At 39.7% G+C, this 16,159-nt stretch carries 17 protein-coding genes; 6 read left to right on the forward strand and 11 right to left on the reverse strand.

What is annotated here, in order from left to right:
- Window positions 1-14 precede the first annotated feature (14 nt).
- Together GN217_RS01620 and GN217_RS01625 are read right to left on the reverse strand one after the other, a co-directional pair.
- A complete protein-coding gene (locus tag GN217_RS01620; RefSeq protein WP_156854637.1) occupies window positions 15-1,229 on the reverse strand; it encodes an ABC transporter permease in 1,215 nt (404 codons plus the stop codon).
- On the reverse strand, window positions 1,222-1,968 hold the full coding sequence (locus GN217_RS01625) for an ABC transporter ATP-binding protein (protein WP_156854639.1): 747 nt from the start codon (window positions 1,966-1,968) through the stop codon (window positions 1,222-1,224). Before GN217_RS01625 ends, GN217_RS01620 begins: the two co-directional genes overlap by 8 nt.
- A 1,270-nt stretch (window positions 1,969-3,238) precedes the next feature.
- Here GN217_RS01625 and GN217_RS01630 point away from each other — a divergent pair.
- The 3 genes from GN217_RS01630 to GN217_RS01640 all read left to right on the forward strand — a co-directional run bounded on the left by GN217_RS01630 (window position 3,239) and on the right by GN217_RS01640 (window position 4,812).
- The gene (locus GN217_RS01630) at window positions 3,239-3,667 is read left to right on the forward strand and encodes an HIT family protein (RefSeq protein ID WP_156854640.1); all 429 of its coding nucleotides are present in this window, start codon (window positions 3,239-3,241) and stop codon (window positions 3,665-3,667) included.
- A gap of 130 nt (window positions 3,668-3,797) precedes the next feature.
- Window positions 3,798-4,319: a tryptophan transporter gene (locus GN217_RS01635; RefSeq protein ID WP_156854642.1), complete on the forward strand. Its 522-nt coding sequence runs from the start codon at window positions 3,798-3,800 to the stop codon at window positions 4,317-4,319.
- A 157-nt stretch (window positions 4,320-4,476) separates the two neighbouring features.
- Window positions 4,477-4,812 (forward strand): YtxH domain-containing protein, encoded by a 336-nt coding sequence (locus GN217_RS01640; protein WP_156854644.1) that lies wholly within the window; start codon window positions 4,477-4,479, stop codon window positions 4,810-4,812.
- 194 nt (window positions 4,813-5,006) lie between these two features.
- On the opposite strand, the gene GN217_RS01645 is transcribed toward GN217_RS01640, so the two are convergent.
- Window positions 5,007-5,339, reverse strand: a complete 333-nt coding sequence (locus GN217_RS01645; RefSeq protein WP_156854646.1) for a DUF1878 family protein — start codon at window positions 5,337-5,339, stop codon at window positions 5,007-5,009.
- Window positions 5,340-5,531: 192 nt separating this feature from the next.
- Between GN217_RS01645 and GN217_RS01650 the strand changes: the two genes are divergently transcribed.
- Window positions 5,532-5,717 (forward strand): hypothetical protein, encoded by a 186-nt coding sequence (locus GN217_RS01650; protein WP_156854648.1) that lies wholly within the window; start codon window positions 5,532-5,534, stop codon window positions 5,715-5,717.
- Window positions 5,718-5,822: 105 nt separating this feature from the next.
- A complete protein-coding gene (locus GN217_RS01655) occupies window positions 5,823-6,704 on the forward strand; it encodes a peptidylprolyl isomerase (RefSeq protein ID WP_156854650.1) in 882 nt (293 codons plus the stop codon).
- A gap of 48 nt (window positions 6,705-6,752) precedes the next feature.
- On the opposite strand, the gene GN217_RS01660 is transcribed toward GN217_RS01655, so the two are convergent.
- The 6 genes from GN217_RS01660 to GN217_RS01685 form a co-directional block, all read right to left on the reverse strand.
- Window positions 6,753-6,944 (reverse strand): sporulation YhaL family protein, encoded by a 192-nt coding sequence (locus GN217_RS01660; RefSeq protein ID WP_308425602.1) that lies wholly within the window; start codon window positions 6,942-6,944, stop codon window positions 6,753-6,755.
- An 86-nt stretch (window positions 6,945-7,030) separates the two neighbouring features.
- Window positions 7,031-8,257, reverse strand: coding sequence for an HD domain-containing protein (locus tag GN217_RS01665; RefSeq protein WP_156854652.1), 1,227 nt, complete (start codon window positions 8,255-8,257; stop codon window positions 7,031-7,033).
- Window positions 8,258-8,432: 175 nt separating this feature from the next.
- A complete protein-coding gene (locus GN217_RS01670) occupies window positions 8,433-11,381 on the reverse strand; it encodes an ATP-binding protein (RefSeq protein WP_198042557.1) in 2,949 nt (982 codons plus the stop codon).
- The gene (locus tag GN217_RS01675; RefSeq protein ID WP_156854656.1) at window positions 11,378-12,616 is read right to left on the reverse strand and encodes a metallophosphoesterase family protein; all 1,239 of its coding nucleotides are present in this window, start codon (window positions 12,614-12,616) and stop codon (window positions 11,378-11,380) included. The genes GN217_RS01670 and GN217_RS01675 overlap by 4 nt, the downstream gene beginning before the upstream one ends.
- Before the next feature lie 144 nt (window positions 12,617-12,760).
- The gene (locus tag GN217_RS01680) at window positions 12,761-14,020 is read right to left on the reverse strand and encodes an ABC transporter permease (RefSeq protein ID WP_156854658.1); all 1,260 of its coding nucleotides are present in this window, start codon (window positions 14,018-14,020) and stop codon (window positions 12,761-12,763) included.
- Complete coding sequence (locus GN217_RS01685; RefSeq protein ID WP_156854660.1) at window positions 14,013-14,912, reverse strand: ABC transporter ATP-binding protein; 900 nt, start codon at window positions 14,910-14,912, stop codon at window positions 14,013-14,015. The genes GN217_RS01680 and GN217_RS01685 overlap by 8 nt, the downstream gene beginning before the upstream one ends.
- A 136-nt stretch (window positions 14,913-15,048) precedes the next feature.
- Between GN217_RS01685 and GN217_RS01690 the strand changes: the two genes are divergently transcribed.
- The gene (locus tag GN217_RS01690) at window positions 15,049-15,234 is read left to right on the forward strand and encodes a YhzD family protein (protein ID WP_156854662.1); all 186 of its coding nucleotides are present in this window, start codon (window positions 15,049-15,051) and stop codon (window positions 15,232-15,234) included.
- 110 nt (window positions 15,235-15,344) lie between these two features.
- Here the strand turns inward: GN217_RS01690 and GN217_RS01695 are convergent, their stop codons facing one another.
- Window positions 15,345-15,701: a YlbF/YmcA family competence regulator gene (locus GN217_RS01695; protein WP_156854664.1), complete on the reverse strand. Its 357-nt coding sequence runs from the start codon at window positions 15,699-15,701 to the stop codon at window positions 15,345-15,347.
- 133 nt (window positions 15,702-15,834) lie between these two features.
- Window positions 15,835-16,035 (reverse strand): alpha/beta-type small acid-soluble spore protein, encoded by a 201-nt coding sequence (locus GN217_RS01700; protein ID WP_156854666.1) that lies wholly within the window; start codon window positions 16,033-16,035, stop codon window positions 15,835-15,837.
- Window positions 16,036-16,159: the final 124 nt, after the last annotated feature.

Raw genomic sequence — 16,159 nt, forward strand, 5'->3', positions numbered from 1 at the left:
TAGCAATCTCCAATCTAGATTAACTTCCGTTTGACATAGCCGTTCACGAATAAATAGGTGAAACTTACGCCAACAATCATTGCAAAGAGAAATCCGGCATATTCTTGCATGATGATAAAAATACAAGCAAATAAAACCGTTTGTAAGATTGTAAGTTGAAAAATCAATTTTACAAGAGATTGCTGCCTATCCGTTTTTTCAATCGGATAAATGTCAAGCCACATAATCGTTCGGTGATGCTGGTAGAGGGTCATCATCTGGAAGCTGCTCATATAAAGGAACAGTATAACAAATAACAGCTTCACCCAAATATTAGGGATAAGATAGATGAATAATCCACCAATAATGATTAAACGCACGTACATCCCGACATAATCTCCACTCCGAACAAATGTAATCCTATACAGATAATCAAAGGTGTGTCGTTTTTCAAATGGGATATTTCTTGTAACTAGTGAAACGAGCCATTGTCGCTTTCTTACTCTTGTCTTAATATGTGGCACATCGCTGAACATGTTCGCAATCCGGTAAAACGTCTGCATACTATTCTGATCCTTTTCAAGCAACAGATCCCAAACTACTCCGGCTTGCTTTGCCGCTAAAACATAATCGTAAAGAAAAAGCGCTGCAAAAAGAATAGTCACGATACAGGCACCAAGCATTTCACCTGCAATCATGAAATAAAAGACAAGAACATTCATTACCATCCGCACAAATATTTCCAGCCGGCGGTGATTGCGATCTCTAATCCGGTACATCCACCAGTTTGCAAGGAGATTGGCCACTTTAAAAATAAGCAGGATAATAATAGTAAGTAAGTAAGGATTCCCTTCCCTTTCTGGAAAACTTGCCGTATATAACGGTCCTAATGCCGCCGCAACAAGCAGAATCAAATAAAGTTGAATGACAAAACTATAAATGATTGAGTTCCGGAAATAAGGTTTCATCTTCTCTTCGGCAGGGATTAGGAAAACAAGGTCAGGTTCCTGAAGTAATGTTCGGACCGGACTGTAACTCACAACGAGCCCGAAAGCAATTCCGATGATAGCAGCAGTCGGGAAATTTTCCGGAAGCTGCTGAAGCCATGCTTGGTAATAATAAGCAACCGCAGCAATGAAGAAGAATAATGCAAAAGCAATATGCCCATTAAAAATATAACGCGTGTAGCGGCCTAATTCTTTCATATGGGAAGCTAGCCGTTTTTTATAAAAGGCATGGGAATCAAACATTGCTATCCTCTTCCTTCGTTAAGCGTAAATATAAATCATCTAATGTTGCTCCTGGCATTCCGAAACTTTCCCGCAAATCTTCTAACGTGCCATAAGCTCTAATTTCGCCTTCATGGATAATGATAAAACGATCACAATACCTTTCTGCAGTAGCAAGGATATGTGTCGACATCAATACGCCGGAACCTTTTTGTTTCATATCTTCCATTAGCTGTAAATAAGAGGAAATCCCAAGCGGATCAAGACCAACAAATGGTTCATCCACAATATAAAGCGGTGGTTCAATTAAAAAAGCGCACATGATCATTACTTTTTGACGCATTCCTTTTGAAAAATGAACAGGAAACCAGTTCAGTTTCTTCTCCATGCGAAATTCCTTCAGTAATGGATCAAGTCTGTTTTCAAATACATCCTCTGGTATATCATAGGTCATCGCCGTAAGCTTGAGATGTTCATACAGCGTTAATTCATCATAAAGAATCGGCATTTCCGGGATATATGCCATTTGGCCACGGTAAGTTGTCGGGTTTTCTCGGAATGTCTTTCCATTTACAACAATCTTGCCTTTTTTCGGCTGCATAAGACCGATTATATGTTTAATCGCCGTACTCTTTCCCGCTCCGTTGAGTCCGATCAGGCCAACAATTTCATTTGGATACACGTCAAAAGATATTCCATGTAATACGTTTTTATGGGTGTAACCACCATGTAAGTTGTCAATATGTAACAAAGAATCCACGTGAGCTTACCTCCTTCATACTTTCATTAATTTTATCATCTTTACTTTCGCTTGCCAAAATATACCGCGGTCTCCCTTCATTAGAACCCTTGCCTTCACTCAGCGTAAGTGTTTTTGCTCGTTCACTAATTTAGAGTTCTAATCGCCGCCGTTCAGTTGCCCGACGGACGGATGCCCATCCTAAGGCACAGCCGAAGCCTCGACGCACAGGACGTGGAGAACTTAGTCTCCCCCGGAAGAAGTTCGCTTACTGCTTAGGTCTGGACTCGTGCTATTCCCGTAGGAGTCACCTTCCTCCGGGCAACTGAACTAGTAAAGATGATTATTTTGAATGGAAATTATTTAGAGGGTTCTAATCACTCGTTTGAAGGTGATTCCAGATCATTCGAGTGAATAGGAGGGCTCTAATCACTCGAATGAAGTAGATTCCAGTCCGTTCGAATGAATAGAATGGCTCTAATCGATCGAATGAAGCAGACTCCAGTTCGCTCGAGTGAATAGGAAGGTTCTAATCACTCGAATGAAGCAGACTCCAGTCCATTCGGGTAAATAGAAAGGTTCTAATCACTCGAATGAAGCAGACTCCAGTCCGTTCGGGTAAATAGAGGAGTCCCGTTTATTATATTGAGCTAGTCAACTGTACTATTTAAAGTCTTCTCGGTACAGTGACCTAGAGCAATTTTATGAAGCTTATCAGTGCGAAAGTTGTATTATATAATATTTCAGAAATATAATCTTCATCGTGACGGAACAACGGATACGAGAGGGTAGTTTACTGTTTCAGCTGTGAAAGAAAATTGAGTCTTATTATTTGGATGAATAAGAAATAGGAAACGAAACAAAATAAGAACCGAAGACAGCGAATACACAAAGTGATTTGATTGTATCACAAGAGAGGTGTTAAAAATGCCTGGATTCTGTGTTACACGCAAATACCAATAATTGCAGGAACGCTTTAAAATCCTTAAATCTTTCCTTAAAAATTAATTTCTTTAACTTTTAAGAAAAGATTTGTGTGAACGAAATTTTTTCACTCCAATTTTCGTTTACCTTCCCCACTAGTAAGCTGCTGCATGTTGTATCCCGCTGTCTTCTTAAAGCAGGCTGGTCCTCCCCCTTGGACCAGTCCTGTTTCTTTTTGGCGTATTTATAACTAAACCAAGAACACTCGTGATTTCAGTCATGAGAGGTTCAAAGCTTTTGAATTTTGAATTTTCACGCCACAACAGGTACAATGGATGTACAAATACATAGAAGGAGTGAAGGTTTTATGAGTCATGAAGATTGTATTTTTTGTAAAATCATAGAGGGAGAAGTCCCATCTGCAAAGGTATATGAGGACGAGCATGTCTATGCCTTCTTAGATATTAGTCAAGTAACGAAGGGACATACATTGATTATTCCTAAGACACATACGAAAAATATTTATGAAACACCGCCAGAAGTAGCAAGAGAGTTATTCGAGCGTGTTCCTAAGATAGCTAATGCGATTAAAGAAGCATATGAGCCAAAAGGAATGAACGTGTTGAATAATAACGAAGCTGCTGCAGAACAATCAGTATTCCATTTACATCTCCACCTCATTCCGCGTTACGGTAAAGGCGATGGTTATGATCTTGGCTGGACAGTTCATGGTGATCAGTATACGAGCGAAGACTTACAACAAATCGCAGGAGAAATCCGCGGTAACGTGAAATAGTAACAGAATTGTATAAAAAATTCCCTATTCATTTCCGGGTACTTCTGGTATAATAAATCTAACGTTTCGCAACTGACAATGAGTGTACAGTTGGAAACCTTAGATGAGAAGAGAATAGGAGAGGTTTAGAATGAAAGTTAAAGTTCTAGTTATATTGTCGTTACTTGTAGGGATTGGTGCGGTGTTACATGCAATTATCCCACCGTTATTCTTCGGAGTGAAGCCGGATATGTTGTTGTCCATGATGTTCCTCGGGATTTTCTTATTCCCGAAACCGAAATACGTTCTCGTGCTTTCCTTAGCAACGGGAATCATGTCAGCACTAACAACCGGAGCACCCGGTGGTCAAATTGCAAACGTTATAGATAAACCAATCACCGCTTTTCTTGTTCTGGCGATTTTCCTCGCATTAAAGGGTCGTTTAAACGAAAACATTACAGCTCCTGCCCTAGCCGGTATTGGGACTTTGATCAGTGGTTCGATCTTCATTACGGTCATCTCCCTGATTGCAGGTATTCCAGAGGGTGGATTAATTTCCCTCTTCCTACTCGTTGTTCTTCCTGCAATGGCAGTGAATGCAGTAATTATGGTAGTTGTTTATCCGATTGTGCAAGGTATCTTCAGACGGTCCAATCCAATATCAGTATCGTAAACTTAAATCCTCTAATTTCGATTAGAGGATTTTTTTACGAAAGAATTAGCACCTGGTAATAAATCTGTTATAATGGAAATAGAGAATCATTTCCCATGTTTCGTTTGTCCGGGAATGGTGAAAGATAGCAGTATAAGCAGAAGGGAGCAGATCTGTTATGTCTAGTAAATCAATAGTTCTTGGAATTCTTGTTGGTGGCGCAATTGGCGCTTCAGCAGCATTGTTGAGTACACCTGTATCAGGTCGCGATGTCAGGAACTGCCTGAAAGATCAGTTCATTGATATGTTGAATCTGATCAATAATTTGAAAGATCAATTGCGTGAAACTTCTAAGGAAGGCGTTGTAATTGTAAAGGAATTAACGGACGAGATGAAGAAATCGGTGGAAGAATGGAAAGAAACTGTAGAACCTCACCAAGAGGGAATTTACCATTATCTCGAACAAATCGAAGCAAGCCTAAGAGACCTTGAGAATAAAGTAAAAAGCATTTAATAAAAATCGGGACGTGGGTTAAGAGCTGCGTCCTGATTTTTTATCACGCATTAACGATCTGTAATACCCCTCACCTCTAAACAGGAGGAAGCCCAACATATGAAGGTGGAGAATATACAGTCCGTAAATCCCTGATTCGGTTCAACTAACATTCAATGGGGAGTAAGGAAACCCCCACTGAATAAAATTTCACTTTATGATTCTTGTAAAATTTTTATATATTCATCCATTAGTTCGGGGAAATAATTTTCCTTACGAAGGGCATGAATCGTTGTTGTAGGATCCAGTTTTTCATTTAATAACCCGGCAAATTCGATGAGGAGCGAACTGAAATCCAATAAACCTTCATTTTTCTGTTCCTCATACATAGCTTGCTGACTATTGAGATGGGCGAATAATTCATTATACTCTTCTTCACTAATATTCTGTTCAATCACCAATTTTAAAAAAGGATATTCATCCATATCAATAATTCTTGAAAGCAACTGAATTTGAAAAGAAGTTATTGTACTGCTGTGTTCCTTCATTTTCGTCCCACCTCCTGCCACAAGACCTTTACCGCTAATTAATTGAGTATGTAAATCATATCATACAATTTCATTTGATAGAAGATTTAATACACCCTAACCCTATTTACGACTTCGGTTGGGACTGTTCAGCTAGCCGATTTTTTGGTAAAGTAGAGGATATAGATTTGGAAAGATACAGGGGGGCTTTGATTGTTTATTTTCTATCTCTTTTTTGCTTTTATCATTTTATTAATTTTCAATACAATGACGTATAACTTCTGCCGGAAAATGGAACTTAATGAACTTAAATCAAAGCGGGTATATAAAGTGATCAACATGATTATGGTCACCATGCTCGTTTGTTCATATCTCCGTATTCTAAATGTGGCAGTTTAAAGGTATTTGTTAGGTATTCGCTGTTTTACTATTTATTTCATCATAAAGTATGATATATTTAAAAATATGATTAATGTAAAGACATAATGATTAGGAGTGTTCTACATGAAGAAATTTGCCATGGCTGCTCTATTTACTGTTGGTGTTATCACCCTATCAGCCTGTAGCGGGGATGACTCGGAAACAGTAGTAGAAACGAGCGCAGGAAATGTAACAAAAGACGAATTTTATGAGGAATTAAAAGATCGATACGGGGAAGAAGTACTAAGAGAATTAGTTACCGTTAAGGTCTTAGAAGATAAATATGAAGTTACAGATGAGATGATTGACGAAGAAATTGAATTAGCAAAGGAACAGTTCGGAGAGAACTTTGATATGGTTCTGCAACAGAGCGGCTTTGAGAGCGAAGAAGATTATGCCGATGTCCTCTATCTCAGTCTCTTGCAAGAACAAGCTTTAGCCGAAGATATTGAGATTACGGATGAAGAAATCGAACAACGCTACGATCGATCCAAGACTGAAATCGATGCCCAGCATATTCTTGTTGCCGACGAGGAAACAGCTAATGAAGTGAAGAAAAAACTTGATGACGGCGAAGATTTCGGTGAATTGGCCGCGGAATACTCCACAGATGGTTCTGCACAAGATGAAGGAAAACTTGGCTATTTCACAGCTGGTAGTATGGTTCCTGAGTTTGAAGATGCTGCTTACAATATGGAAGTTGGCGAAATCAGTGATCCAGTTGAATCACAATATGGATTCCATATTATTAAAGTAAATGACATTCGAGATGTAGAAGATGTGGAAGAGCTGGAAGATGTGAAAGAAGATATCCGTAGAGAGTTACAAATTGCGAAGATGGACATGTCCCAAGCAGCTACGAAAATTGACAACATCCTGCAAGATGCAGATGTAAAAGTGAAAATTGATAAATTTGAAGATATGTTTGAGCCTGTTGAGCCAGAAGAAGATGGAGCAGAAGGCTAACATAGAAAAAAGCTACTTTCTAAAATGAAAGTAGCTTTTTTCTATTATTTATTCTTGTTCACGAAGCGCTTTCCTTTCTTTTTCTTCTCTCATCCGCTCCATGTATATTTCGCCTTCTCTTTCTATAAATTCCTGGTCTACTTTCCTATCCGTCTGCATTGCGCGAAAAGCCATATAGCCGCTGAAGAATACTAATAAGATGACAATAAATACCCATAAAGGAACACCTCCAATTATCATCTTTTCCCCCTCCTTGTCCAAGTGTTTCTATCTAACTATATGAAAAGAAACGGACAAAAATTCCTCTCCAGTGGAAAAGAAAATTCCTATTTCACAGTTTCTGTGTTCTCATATCTACTGTCCAAGTAGTCGACGATATGAATCAGATAGCCTTCAATAGTTTGCGGTTTCACACTTGCACCCCATTCCGGCAGACCGTGATGACAGAGGATGCAATGCGACATGAGATGGATATCTTCTATCGTAAATGCTATCCCCTCTCGCTCTACCATTTTTGTAAGGATTAATGTCCCATATGGAATATGGCCTATCATCACACCAAGTTCATCCATCGCTATTCCTGCCTGCTTTCTTTTTTGTAAGCTGCTCTTACCAGCCGTCGGATAAAGAAAGTCAAACGATTCATAGTGCTTACCGGCAAAATCATATTCAAGCATTTTCCCGATATCATGTAAAAGAATACTAGTAAGCAGTGCATCGTAATTCGCAACTTCTTCTTTATGATCCATCATCCCAGCGAGCATTTGATAGAGGTGATCAATTGTCTCTTGCCAGACCGGTCTCACCCATCTTTCCTCTGACTGGTAATTCGACCACAATTCCTGTTTGTAAGCTTTCTCGACGATTTGAATTAATTTCATCACAGCTTGAAACGGATTTTCTTCCTGCTTCACGATATAACGGGCAAAGCGCATGAGACCGACCGTGTGCTTCAACAAACCACCTAAATAATTGTGATGGAATCCTTTTGCGGCAGGACTAATGGAAAATTCTTGCCAGAACTGATCCAAAACAGCTATAGAAAATTCACGATACGGGCTGGATAATTCATCGATATAAGAGAAGATTTCCACCGTATAATCTTCAATACTCTGTTTTGTATAAGGCAAATAGGAAAATGGATCAATTTCTCCCTCACAAGGTTCAAGGCGCTGGATTGTAAGCGACTTAAAACCGCGAAACTCATCAACTACTGCATCCACATCAAAAACAGAGTATGCTTCTAGCAATGGCAAATTTTTCTCAACAGCTCCTTGATTATCCCACATTTTCGCTTGTATTGTTCCTGTATTATTACTGAACGTCATTTTTAAAAATTGCTTATTTGTCTTTGTCGTCTGGACATTCACTTCATTTAAAAGGAGCCTTAATGTGACGCTATTTCCCTTTGCTTCCTGATCTATTTCAAAAGTTGCTCCCTCGTCAGGCAGGACCGGAACCGGGTATTGCTGTAATATCTCTTCCTTTCTTTCCGGCGTCATCCGAACTTCAACGGGAATCACCCCATAGAAATAGTGTTGCTGCTCGTTCATCCTCTTCCCCCCATAAACATAAATTTATCACGTATTAACGCTCTGTAATACCCCGCTTCTAAACATGGGGAAAGCCCAATATGGGAAAGTGGGGGCTATACAGTCCGTAAATACCTGATTCTGTTCAACTAACATTTAGTGGGGGTAAGGATTCCCCACTGAATGAAGTTTCACTTTATACGTAGACACTTGGAATATTCTCTCTCTCACAAGCCGTCCTCACGTCTGATTTACAAGTAAACATAATGACCTGCTGCTTCGTTGCAATCTCTTGAAGGACACTGATCATTCGCTCGACGCGCAGCTCGTCAAAGTGAACGAATGCATCATCCAAAATGAAAGGAAGCTGATGTTTCTCAGTCATGACTTTACTAATCGCAAGACGCAAAGAAACATAAAGCTGATTCACTGTCCCTTGAGAAAGTTCATTCACGTTAAAGCGCAATCCTTCCGCCGACATTACTTGAAACGTCCCCTTCTCTTTTGGTGCAAAAACGTTCGTATAGCGTCCATCCGTAATGGTATGTAAAATAGTAGTTGTTTCCTCCACTACTTTCGTCAAATATTTCTTCTGGTATCGTTGCTTTGTCTCCGCTAACATTTCTCTCTGCATGCTAGCAATCGCCCAATCTTTTGCAAGTTGGTTTAATTTTTCCTTTTCCATTTCAAATTGATGGAGCTTCGATGAATAAGCATCCGAGCCTTCGAGTTTTTTTAATTCCATCTTCACTTCGGTAAGTTTCTTTTGAATTTCGTCTATTTCAGTCTCTGTTGTTGTTGCGAGAGATTCGAGTGCTTGCGCGCGTTCTTCCAAACTAAATGGATCGAGCTCTTCTTTCACAATGCTCGCCCAAGAATGCTGCGGAAAAATCGAGTCGAGCTGCTGTTTATTCGCTTCCAGTGCTGCTTCCAGCTCTCTTTTTTCTTTAAGATAATTTGCCAGCTTGTAAAATTCCTCTTCAGTTTCCACTTGAGCTTTCTGTAATAGCTCGGCTAACTCTTGCTGGTGCACAGCTATGCGTTTTAACATATTTTCCTTCTGTTCCTGAGTGTGATTGATTAATTCATGAATCTGGTTGATTCTTTGCTCTAGCTCCACTTCTCTGTCTAATGTTTGCTCAATGAATAGAAAAGCTTCCGCCAGTGATCCAATCGAAGTTTCCCCGAATTGATGAAGATAAGTGATCAGTTCTTCTTCTATTTGCTTTTCATCCATTCGAATCTCTTCTATTTCTTTTACCAAGCGATCCCGTTCGTTTTGTAGGCGAAGCAGTTCCTTGATTCGGTTAAAATAGTCTGGCCAATAACTGCTATTAATCGGTTCAAGGAACGGATATAACATAAGCTGTTCCTCTGTTTGATCCGTGAGTCGTCTTACCTTTTCCAAATACATACGTTCTTTTTCTTCCCATTTGAGGATATTTATTTGCTGTTTTTGAATATCCGATTGTACAGCTTTTAATTCACGCAACTTTTCATCCTCTGCTTCAAGCTGACTTTGCATGCGGTATATTTCTTCATCCGACAATTTTTGCGCATTACTTAATCCTGGTTGAGACCGGATGAGCTTCTCCATAGCTTTGATATGCAGTTTATGAAATAAATATTGTCCCGTCGCAAGCAGGAATAGGAACAGTGCAGCACCATAAAGTAAAGACACGTCCATACTAAATGCAAGAACCGTCGAGAGGATAGAAAGGATGATTCCAATTAGAAATAGTTGATTCGCACGCTTGATTCTTTGTTTCTTGTCTTCTGCAAAAGATTGCTGCTGATTCATACTTGCTTCATACAGACGTTCCAGTTGTTCCTGTTCCTTCCCTTTTTCCAGTTTCCGTTTCAACGAGGCGACTTCTTCTTCCGGTAAAAGCATGGTTTTTATCTCACCGAGTTTTGCTTGCAAGTAATTTTCTTCTTCCATTAATCCGTTCTTTTCCGTTTCAAGACTGATACTTTCCTGTTCAAGCTTCTCTTTATCTTCTTTGATTTGCTTCCATGTTTCTTCAATATAAAAGGGTAAGGATAAGTCCTGAAGTTCAGCTACATCTATCTTTAATTGTAAATCCGTTAGCTCATTCGTAATTTTCTTCGTAAGTTCCACTTTCCGCTGATACAAGTTTTCTTCTGTATTTTTTAAAACTGTGTATCGTTCTTTGTGACGTCTTTGAATTTTTAACGTTTCAACTGTCGATTCGGCCAAGCGCTGATTTTCTAATTGGGAAGCGTTATCGCGGTAATTTTCTTCATTACTCTTCAAAACTGCGAGTTCACTTTCAAGTGGTCGCAGTGTGTCGTGTAATTTTTCAAGGCGTGCGATGCCGCTTGCAGGAAAGTCATAGGTTGTTTCATATTGCTCTTGTTTCTTGGTGAGATGCTGGAATTCTTTCAAGACTGGTAGCGCTGTGAGTTTCTTTGTTATTGTGCGAATTTCTCCTGTCAGATTTGCTTGCTGTCGCTTAAGCTTGTTTAACGCATCCTCGAGTTCAAGGGATTCGAGAACTTTTTTGCGGTAAGTGGACTCTTCTTTTTGGATAGCGGCAAGTTCTTCTCCTAGATGCTCGACAACTTGCAATTGCTTGTTGATTGCCGGATTTTTCCCATAAGGTTTAAACATCTCCCCAAGCCGGTTGTCCAGCTGTTTCTCTAATTCATAAATATTGCTTGAGCCAGTCAATCCGATACTAAGCAATACATCACCAAGATTTTCTTCCCGCATTTGTTTAATTGCGTTCAAATCTAGAGCTGAAAAAGAGAATATAGCTTCATAGATAGCTAGATTCATTCCTTGAAGTCGTTCTTTTAACCAAGTTTCTTCATACGTATCGCCAGAAGAAGTGAAGCATACTGCTTTCCCGTTATATTTATCATCGAAGCGTTCAATCGTGTAAGTACCGACTTTTGGATCTTCAATAACTAATTGTCCACCTAATTTGCTGCCCATCTTCGGCTGGTAAAACTTCCGCTCTTTCGGCTGCATCCCAAATAGCATAAACAATATAAATTGATGGAGCGTCGATTTGCCCGACTCATTTTCCCCGTAAATAAAAAGCGGATTGGCATTAAAATCAAATTCCTTATCGACCCATTTTCCAAAACCAAATAACTTGGCACGAACAAATCTCATCGCCTTCCCCCTCTCAACAGTTGATCGAACAGACTGGACTGTGCTGTTTCTTTCCATTCTGATATTTCCTCTTGGGTTGGAGGCTCTAAAAATTTCCGGGCTTGACGGTGCTGATAAAGTTGTTCTAAATATTCCATTCCAGAGTTCCTATCAAAAGTCCGCTGGAGTTCACCGATAAAATGCTCCCCATCCTGTGTCTCCCTTAACTCAAACATTTCTTGTATATCTAACTGCACATGAAAAATATAGCGCCAATTCGGATTCGTAGTGAAAGATTCATTTATTATTTCTAAAATATCTTCCAGTTGCCCGTCCGTTTGCCAATTTCGTAATATTGAATCGTTCGCTTGAAGTGTAAGGTCGATGAGCTGCGGCTTGCTTGTTTTCATTGTTTTAAGTTTCTCCGTCAAGATCGTTTCAAGCTGATAGGCTGCCTCACATTCTGACACATCAACCGTGAGCGGGACAAACAAAATTTGATTTAGCGGGATAAATTCGAGGGTCGTTTGACTTTCTGTTAACTGAACGAGATAACATCCCTTCTCCCCAGTTTCCTTGCGGTGTCTGCCTTGAATATTACCTGGGTAGACGATATACGGATCTTCTTTTAAAACAGCACGCTTATGTATATGGCCAAGAGCCCAGTAACTGAAGTCTTTTTCCATTAGTTCGGATAGCCGGAAAGGTGCATATGTATCATGCTCTTCATTGCCTTGGATGCTCCCATGCAACATCGCGATATGGAATGGCACAGTCGCCTGATCCTCTATTACATATTCACTTGTTTTATTTTCCATAACTGCGCGGTTCTCATAGCTAAAGCCATATATTTTCGCCAGTACTTCTCCATTTTTATAAAAGTCGAGGGCACGCACCTGTTCATCCGGGAAAAGATGAACATTGTCTGGATAAGTGACTTGGTGAATATTCCCATTCAGGAAATCATGGTTCCCACAACTTAAAAACACTTCAATTTCTTGTTCCTTCAATTGCTCAAAGGCTTTTTTTAACCGGATTTGCGCTTTCAGACTTTGCTTTTCATTATCAAAAAGGTCACCAGTAATTAAAACGAAATCCACCCTATTTTCAATAGCGGCACGAACAAGCTCATGCAGTGCTTGAAAGGTGCTCTCCTTAATTTCCCCAAATAATTCAGCAGGCATATCCATTAAACCTTTAAACGGACTATCAAGATGCAAATCAGCCGCATGAATAAACGTAACTTCACGATCCATTTCCCTACCTCCGTCCAACATCATACCTCTATTTTAACAGAGCACCAATAAGAATGCACGTTCTATTCACGGGACATGGGGTCAGAGCATTTGTCCCAGTAAAAACTGGGACAGCTGCTCTGACCCCATGTCCCAGTCTAGATATTATTTTTCTTTTTTTGAGAGGCGGATTGCTTTTGTGAAGTCTTTGAGGGAGCCAGTTCTTCCGTACATGAGTACGCCGCCTTTATATACTCGTGCTCCTATTAGACCAAGGATAATGATCGAGATGATTAATATCACAATGGATAAGCCGATTTCCCAAATTGGCAGACTTAGCATCCCAATTCGCAAAATCATGACCATTGGAGTAAAGAACGGAATGAAAGAAGAGATCGTTACGATTGTCGATTCCGGAGCTCTCAGTCCAAATATGGCAACAAGAAATGCAATAACAATAAGAATAATCATCGGCATGATCAACTGACCAACATCTTCCGACCGACTTACGAGTGAACCGAGCATCGCTGCCAAGGTTGCGTATAACATATAGCCAAGTAAAAAGAAAATAATTGCATAAATAATCAGATCAACCGGAATATCAACTAACCCGACCTCATCAAGGAAACTTCCGACAAGTTCCTCTTTCCTGCTGATGATGAGCGTGTAACCAACACCGACTAGCAAAAAGATCTGTGTTAAACCAACTAGCGCAACTCCAAATATTTTGGCAAACATATGGGTCACCGGTGAGGCACTTGAGATTAAAATCTCCATTACCCGAGATGATTTCTCATTCGCAACGTCTTGGGCAATCATTTGACCGTACAAGATAACAACCATATACATAAAGAAAAGCATGACATAGACAATGCCTTGTGCTTGGAACATTTCCTCCAATGTTTTAGCATCCTGGTCGAGCGCCACTGTTTCAAAATTCACCGGAGCGTAAATCTCTTGAATCGCTTGTTCATCAAAGCCAGCTTGCTCAATCGATAATGCAACTTTTATCTGTTGCAATTGCTCCTCAAGGACGGATTGCGTGAACGAATCGGTAATATTATTCGCATAATAGGTCGCTTCTGGCCTGCCCTCTTCATTCATTTGCATAACGACGAGAGCGGCAAATTCCTCTTCTTCGACAGCTGCTTTCCCCGCATCCTCCGAGCTGTCATAAGAAATCAACTCCAATGAATCGTTTGCTGCCTCGACACTTTGCTTATACGGTTCAAATAGTGTATCCGAATGGTCGATGACAGCAATTTGGTCCTTTTCATCTTCGCCACCTACAAAAAAGTCTGCAATCGTTTGAAAATTAGCCGCAGCAACAACGAGTAGCAGCATAAGGGCTGTCGTAATGATAAACGTTTTTGATTTCATCTTTTCCAAATATGTATGGCCTAAAATAATCCAAAATTTATTCATATGACGAACCCACCTTTTCTATAAAGATGTCATTTAACGATGGTTCTTCCAACTCAAACTTGCGGATGAATCCTTTACCTTGTAATTCCCTAAAAATATCTTGTGACACAGCCTCATTTAAAATCTGCAAGTCACATCCTTCATTCATCCTTCGGTACTTTACAACTCCTGGAAATTCCCTTAAAAAGTCAAGTGGAAAATCGCCATGAATTCGTAAATTTTTCTTGCCAAATGATCGTTTAATTTCACGTAACGATCCTTGAACGACTGGTCTTCCTTTTTGTAAAATGCAAAGGAATTGGCACAGTTCTTCTACATGTGACATCTGATGGGACGAGAATACAATCGTCGTTCCTTGTTCTTTCAAATCTAAGACAGCTTCTTTCAACATTTCTACATTAATTGGATCCAGCCCAGAGAATGGCTCATCTAAAATAAGCAATTCCGGGCGATGGATAACCGCTGAAATGAATTGAATCTTCTGCTGGTTCCCTTTCGAAAGCTCCTCTATTTTCTTATTCATATATTCCGGTACTTTAAAACGCTCCAGCCATTTTTCAAGCTCCGGCAGAATCGTTTTCTTCTTCATCCCGCGAAGCCTTGCTAAATACACGAGTTGATTTTTCACGGTTAATTTCGGGTAAAGTCCACGTTCTTCCGGTAAATAGCCAATCAGATTACTCGTCTCGTAATCAATCGCTTTCCCGTTCCACGTTATTTTTCCCTCCGTCTTATCCAATAATCCGAGCAACATTCGGAACGTCGTTGTTTTCCCCGCACCATTTCCCCCAAGAAATCCGAATATCTCTTCTTTCGGTATTCTTAAATTCAATTGATCGACGGCGGTAAATTCACCAAATCGTTTCGTAACATGATCAATAATTAGCGACATTCTTCCATCCCCTCCCTTTCTAATACTACGGCTTTCCTTAGTAAATGGTTTCGCTTATTTTTCTACCGCAATTATTTTCGCATAATTTCGAGTTATGAATTATAATGGAAGCAAGAAACAGAGAGGAGCATTACATATGAGAGAATACTTTCTGACCGTATTCAATCCAGACGGGGAAAAATTGCTCGATGAAGCATTCACAGCAGAAAACGATGAACAGGCAAAGAAAATTGGTGAAGAAAAACTTGCGGAACATAATTATTCCGAACACACTCACCGTTGCGTCACCCCCGAAGCGAAACTAATCTTATTCCACCGCTAGTATCAAAGGGACAGATGGCTTGGCTACCACTAGAAATTCATTTTTGTTTTATAGTTTCCTACCCATAAAAAAACTCACAGATATTATTTTCTGTGAGTTTTTTTATGCGCTTACTGTTCACCTTGGTTAAATCCATAAACTTCCTCTAATGGCTTGGTAATAATCGAGCTAATATCGCCGATAATAACATTTAAACGCTGCTCTTCTTCCATAAGTTTAGCGATTGTTGGATTATCCTGAACGAGCTCAACTACATTCCGGGCTTTTTCTACTTCTTCATCTGTAATATCCAAGCCTTGCATTTGTTTCTCCTGTAAATTCAACTGGGTATCCCGGAAACTTTCAAACATTTGCTTAGACTCCGGATCATTCATTACTGCATCATAAGCTGATTTTAAGTTTTGGAAATCAGTACTTTCTCGAATTGCTTTTTCCAAATTATAAGCATGATCATAAATATTTGACATCATACAGCCTCCCAAAAGTAAGATAGCCTTACTATATCAAATGAATTGGAGAATGTATACCATGAACTTATGTAAGATTTCTAAAATGGAAGTGGGCAAGCATCACTGCCTGCCCACTATTTATTTGCTTTTGTTATTGTCCGCCACCACTAAGCTGTTGCTGCGCAGTACGAACTAGACGTTTTGTAATTTCTCCACCAACGGAACCGTTAGCACGAGAAGTTGTGTCTGCTCCTAGATTAACACCAAACTCTTGAGCAATTTCAACTTTCATTTGATCAAGTGCTTGTTGTACACCAGGAACTAGTAATTGGTTTGAGTTATTGTTAGCCATTGGACTTTCACCTCCTTCTGTAATCCTATTGTCAGCTAAAACAACTAATCTTATGACAAAAATTCACTGGTAAAATGTAGCTATGATTCCAGTTCGCTGTAAACTTAAAGTGAAACTTCATTCA

It is taken from the genome of Oceanobacillus sp. AG (assembly GCF_009746545.1).
Classification (GTDB): domain Bacteria; phylum Bacillota; class Bacilli; order Bacillales; family Amphibacillaceae; genus Oceanobacillus; species Oceanobacillus indicireducens.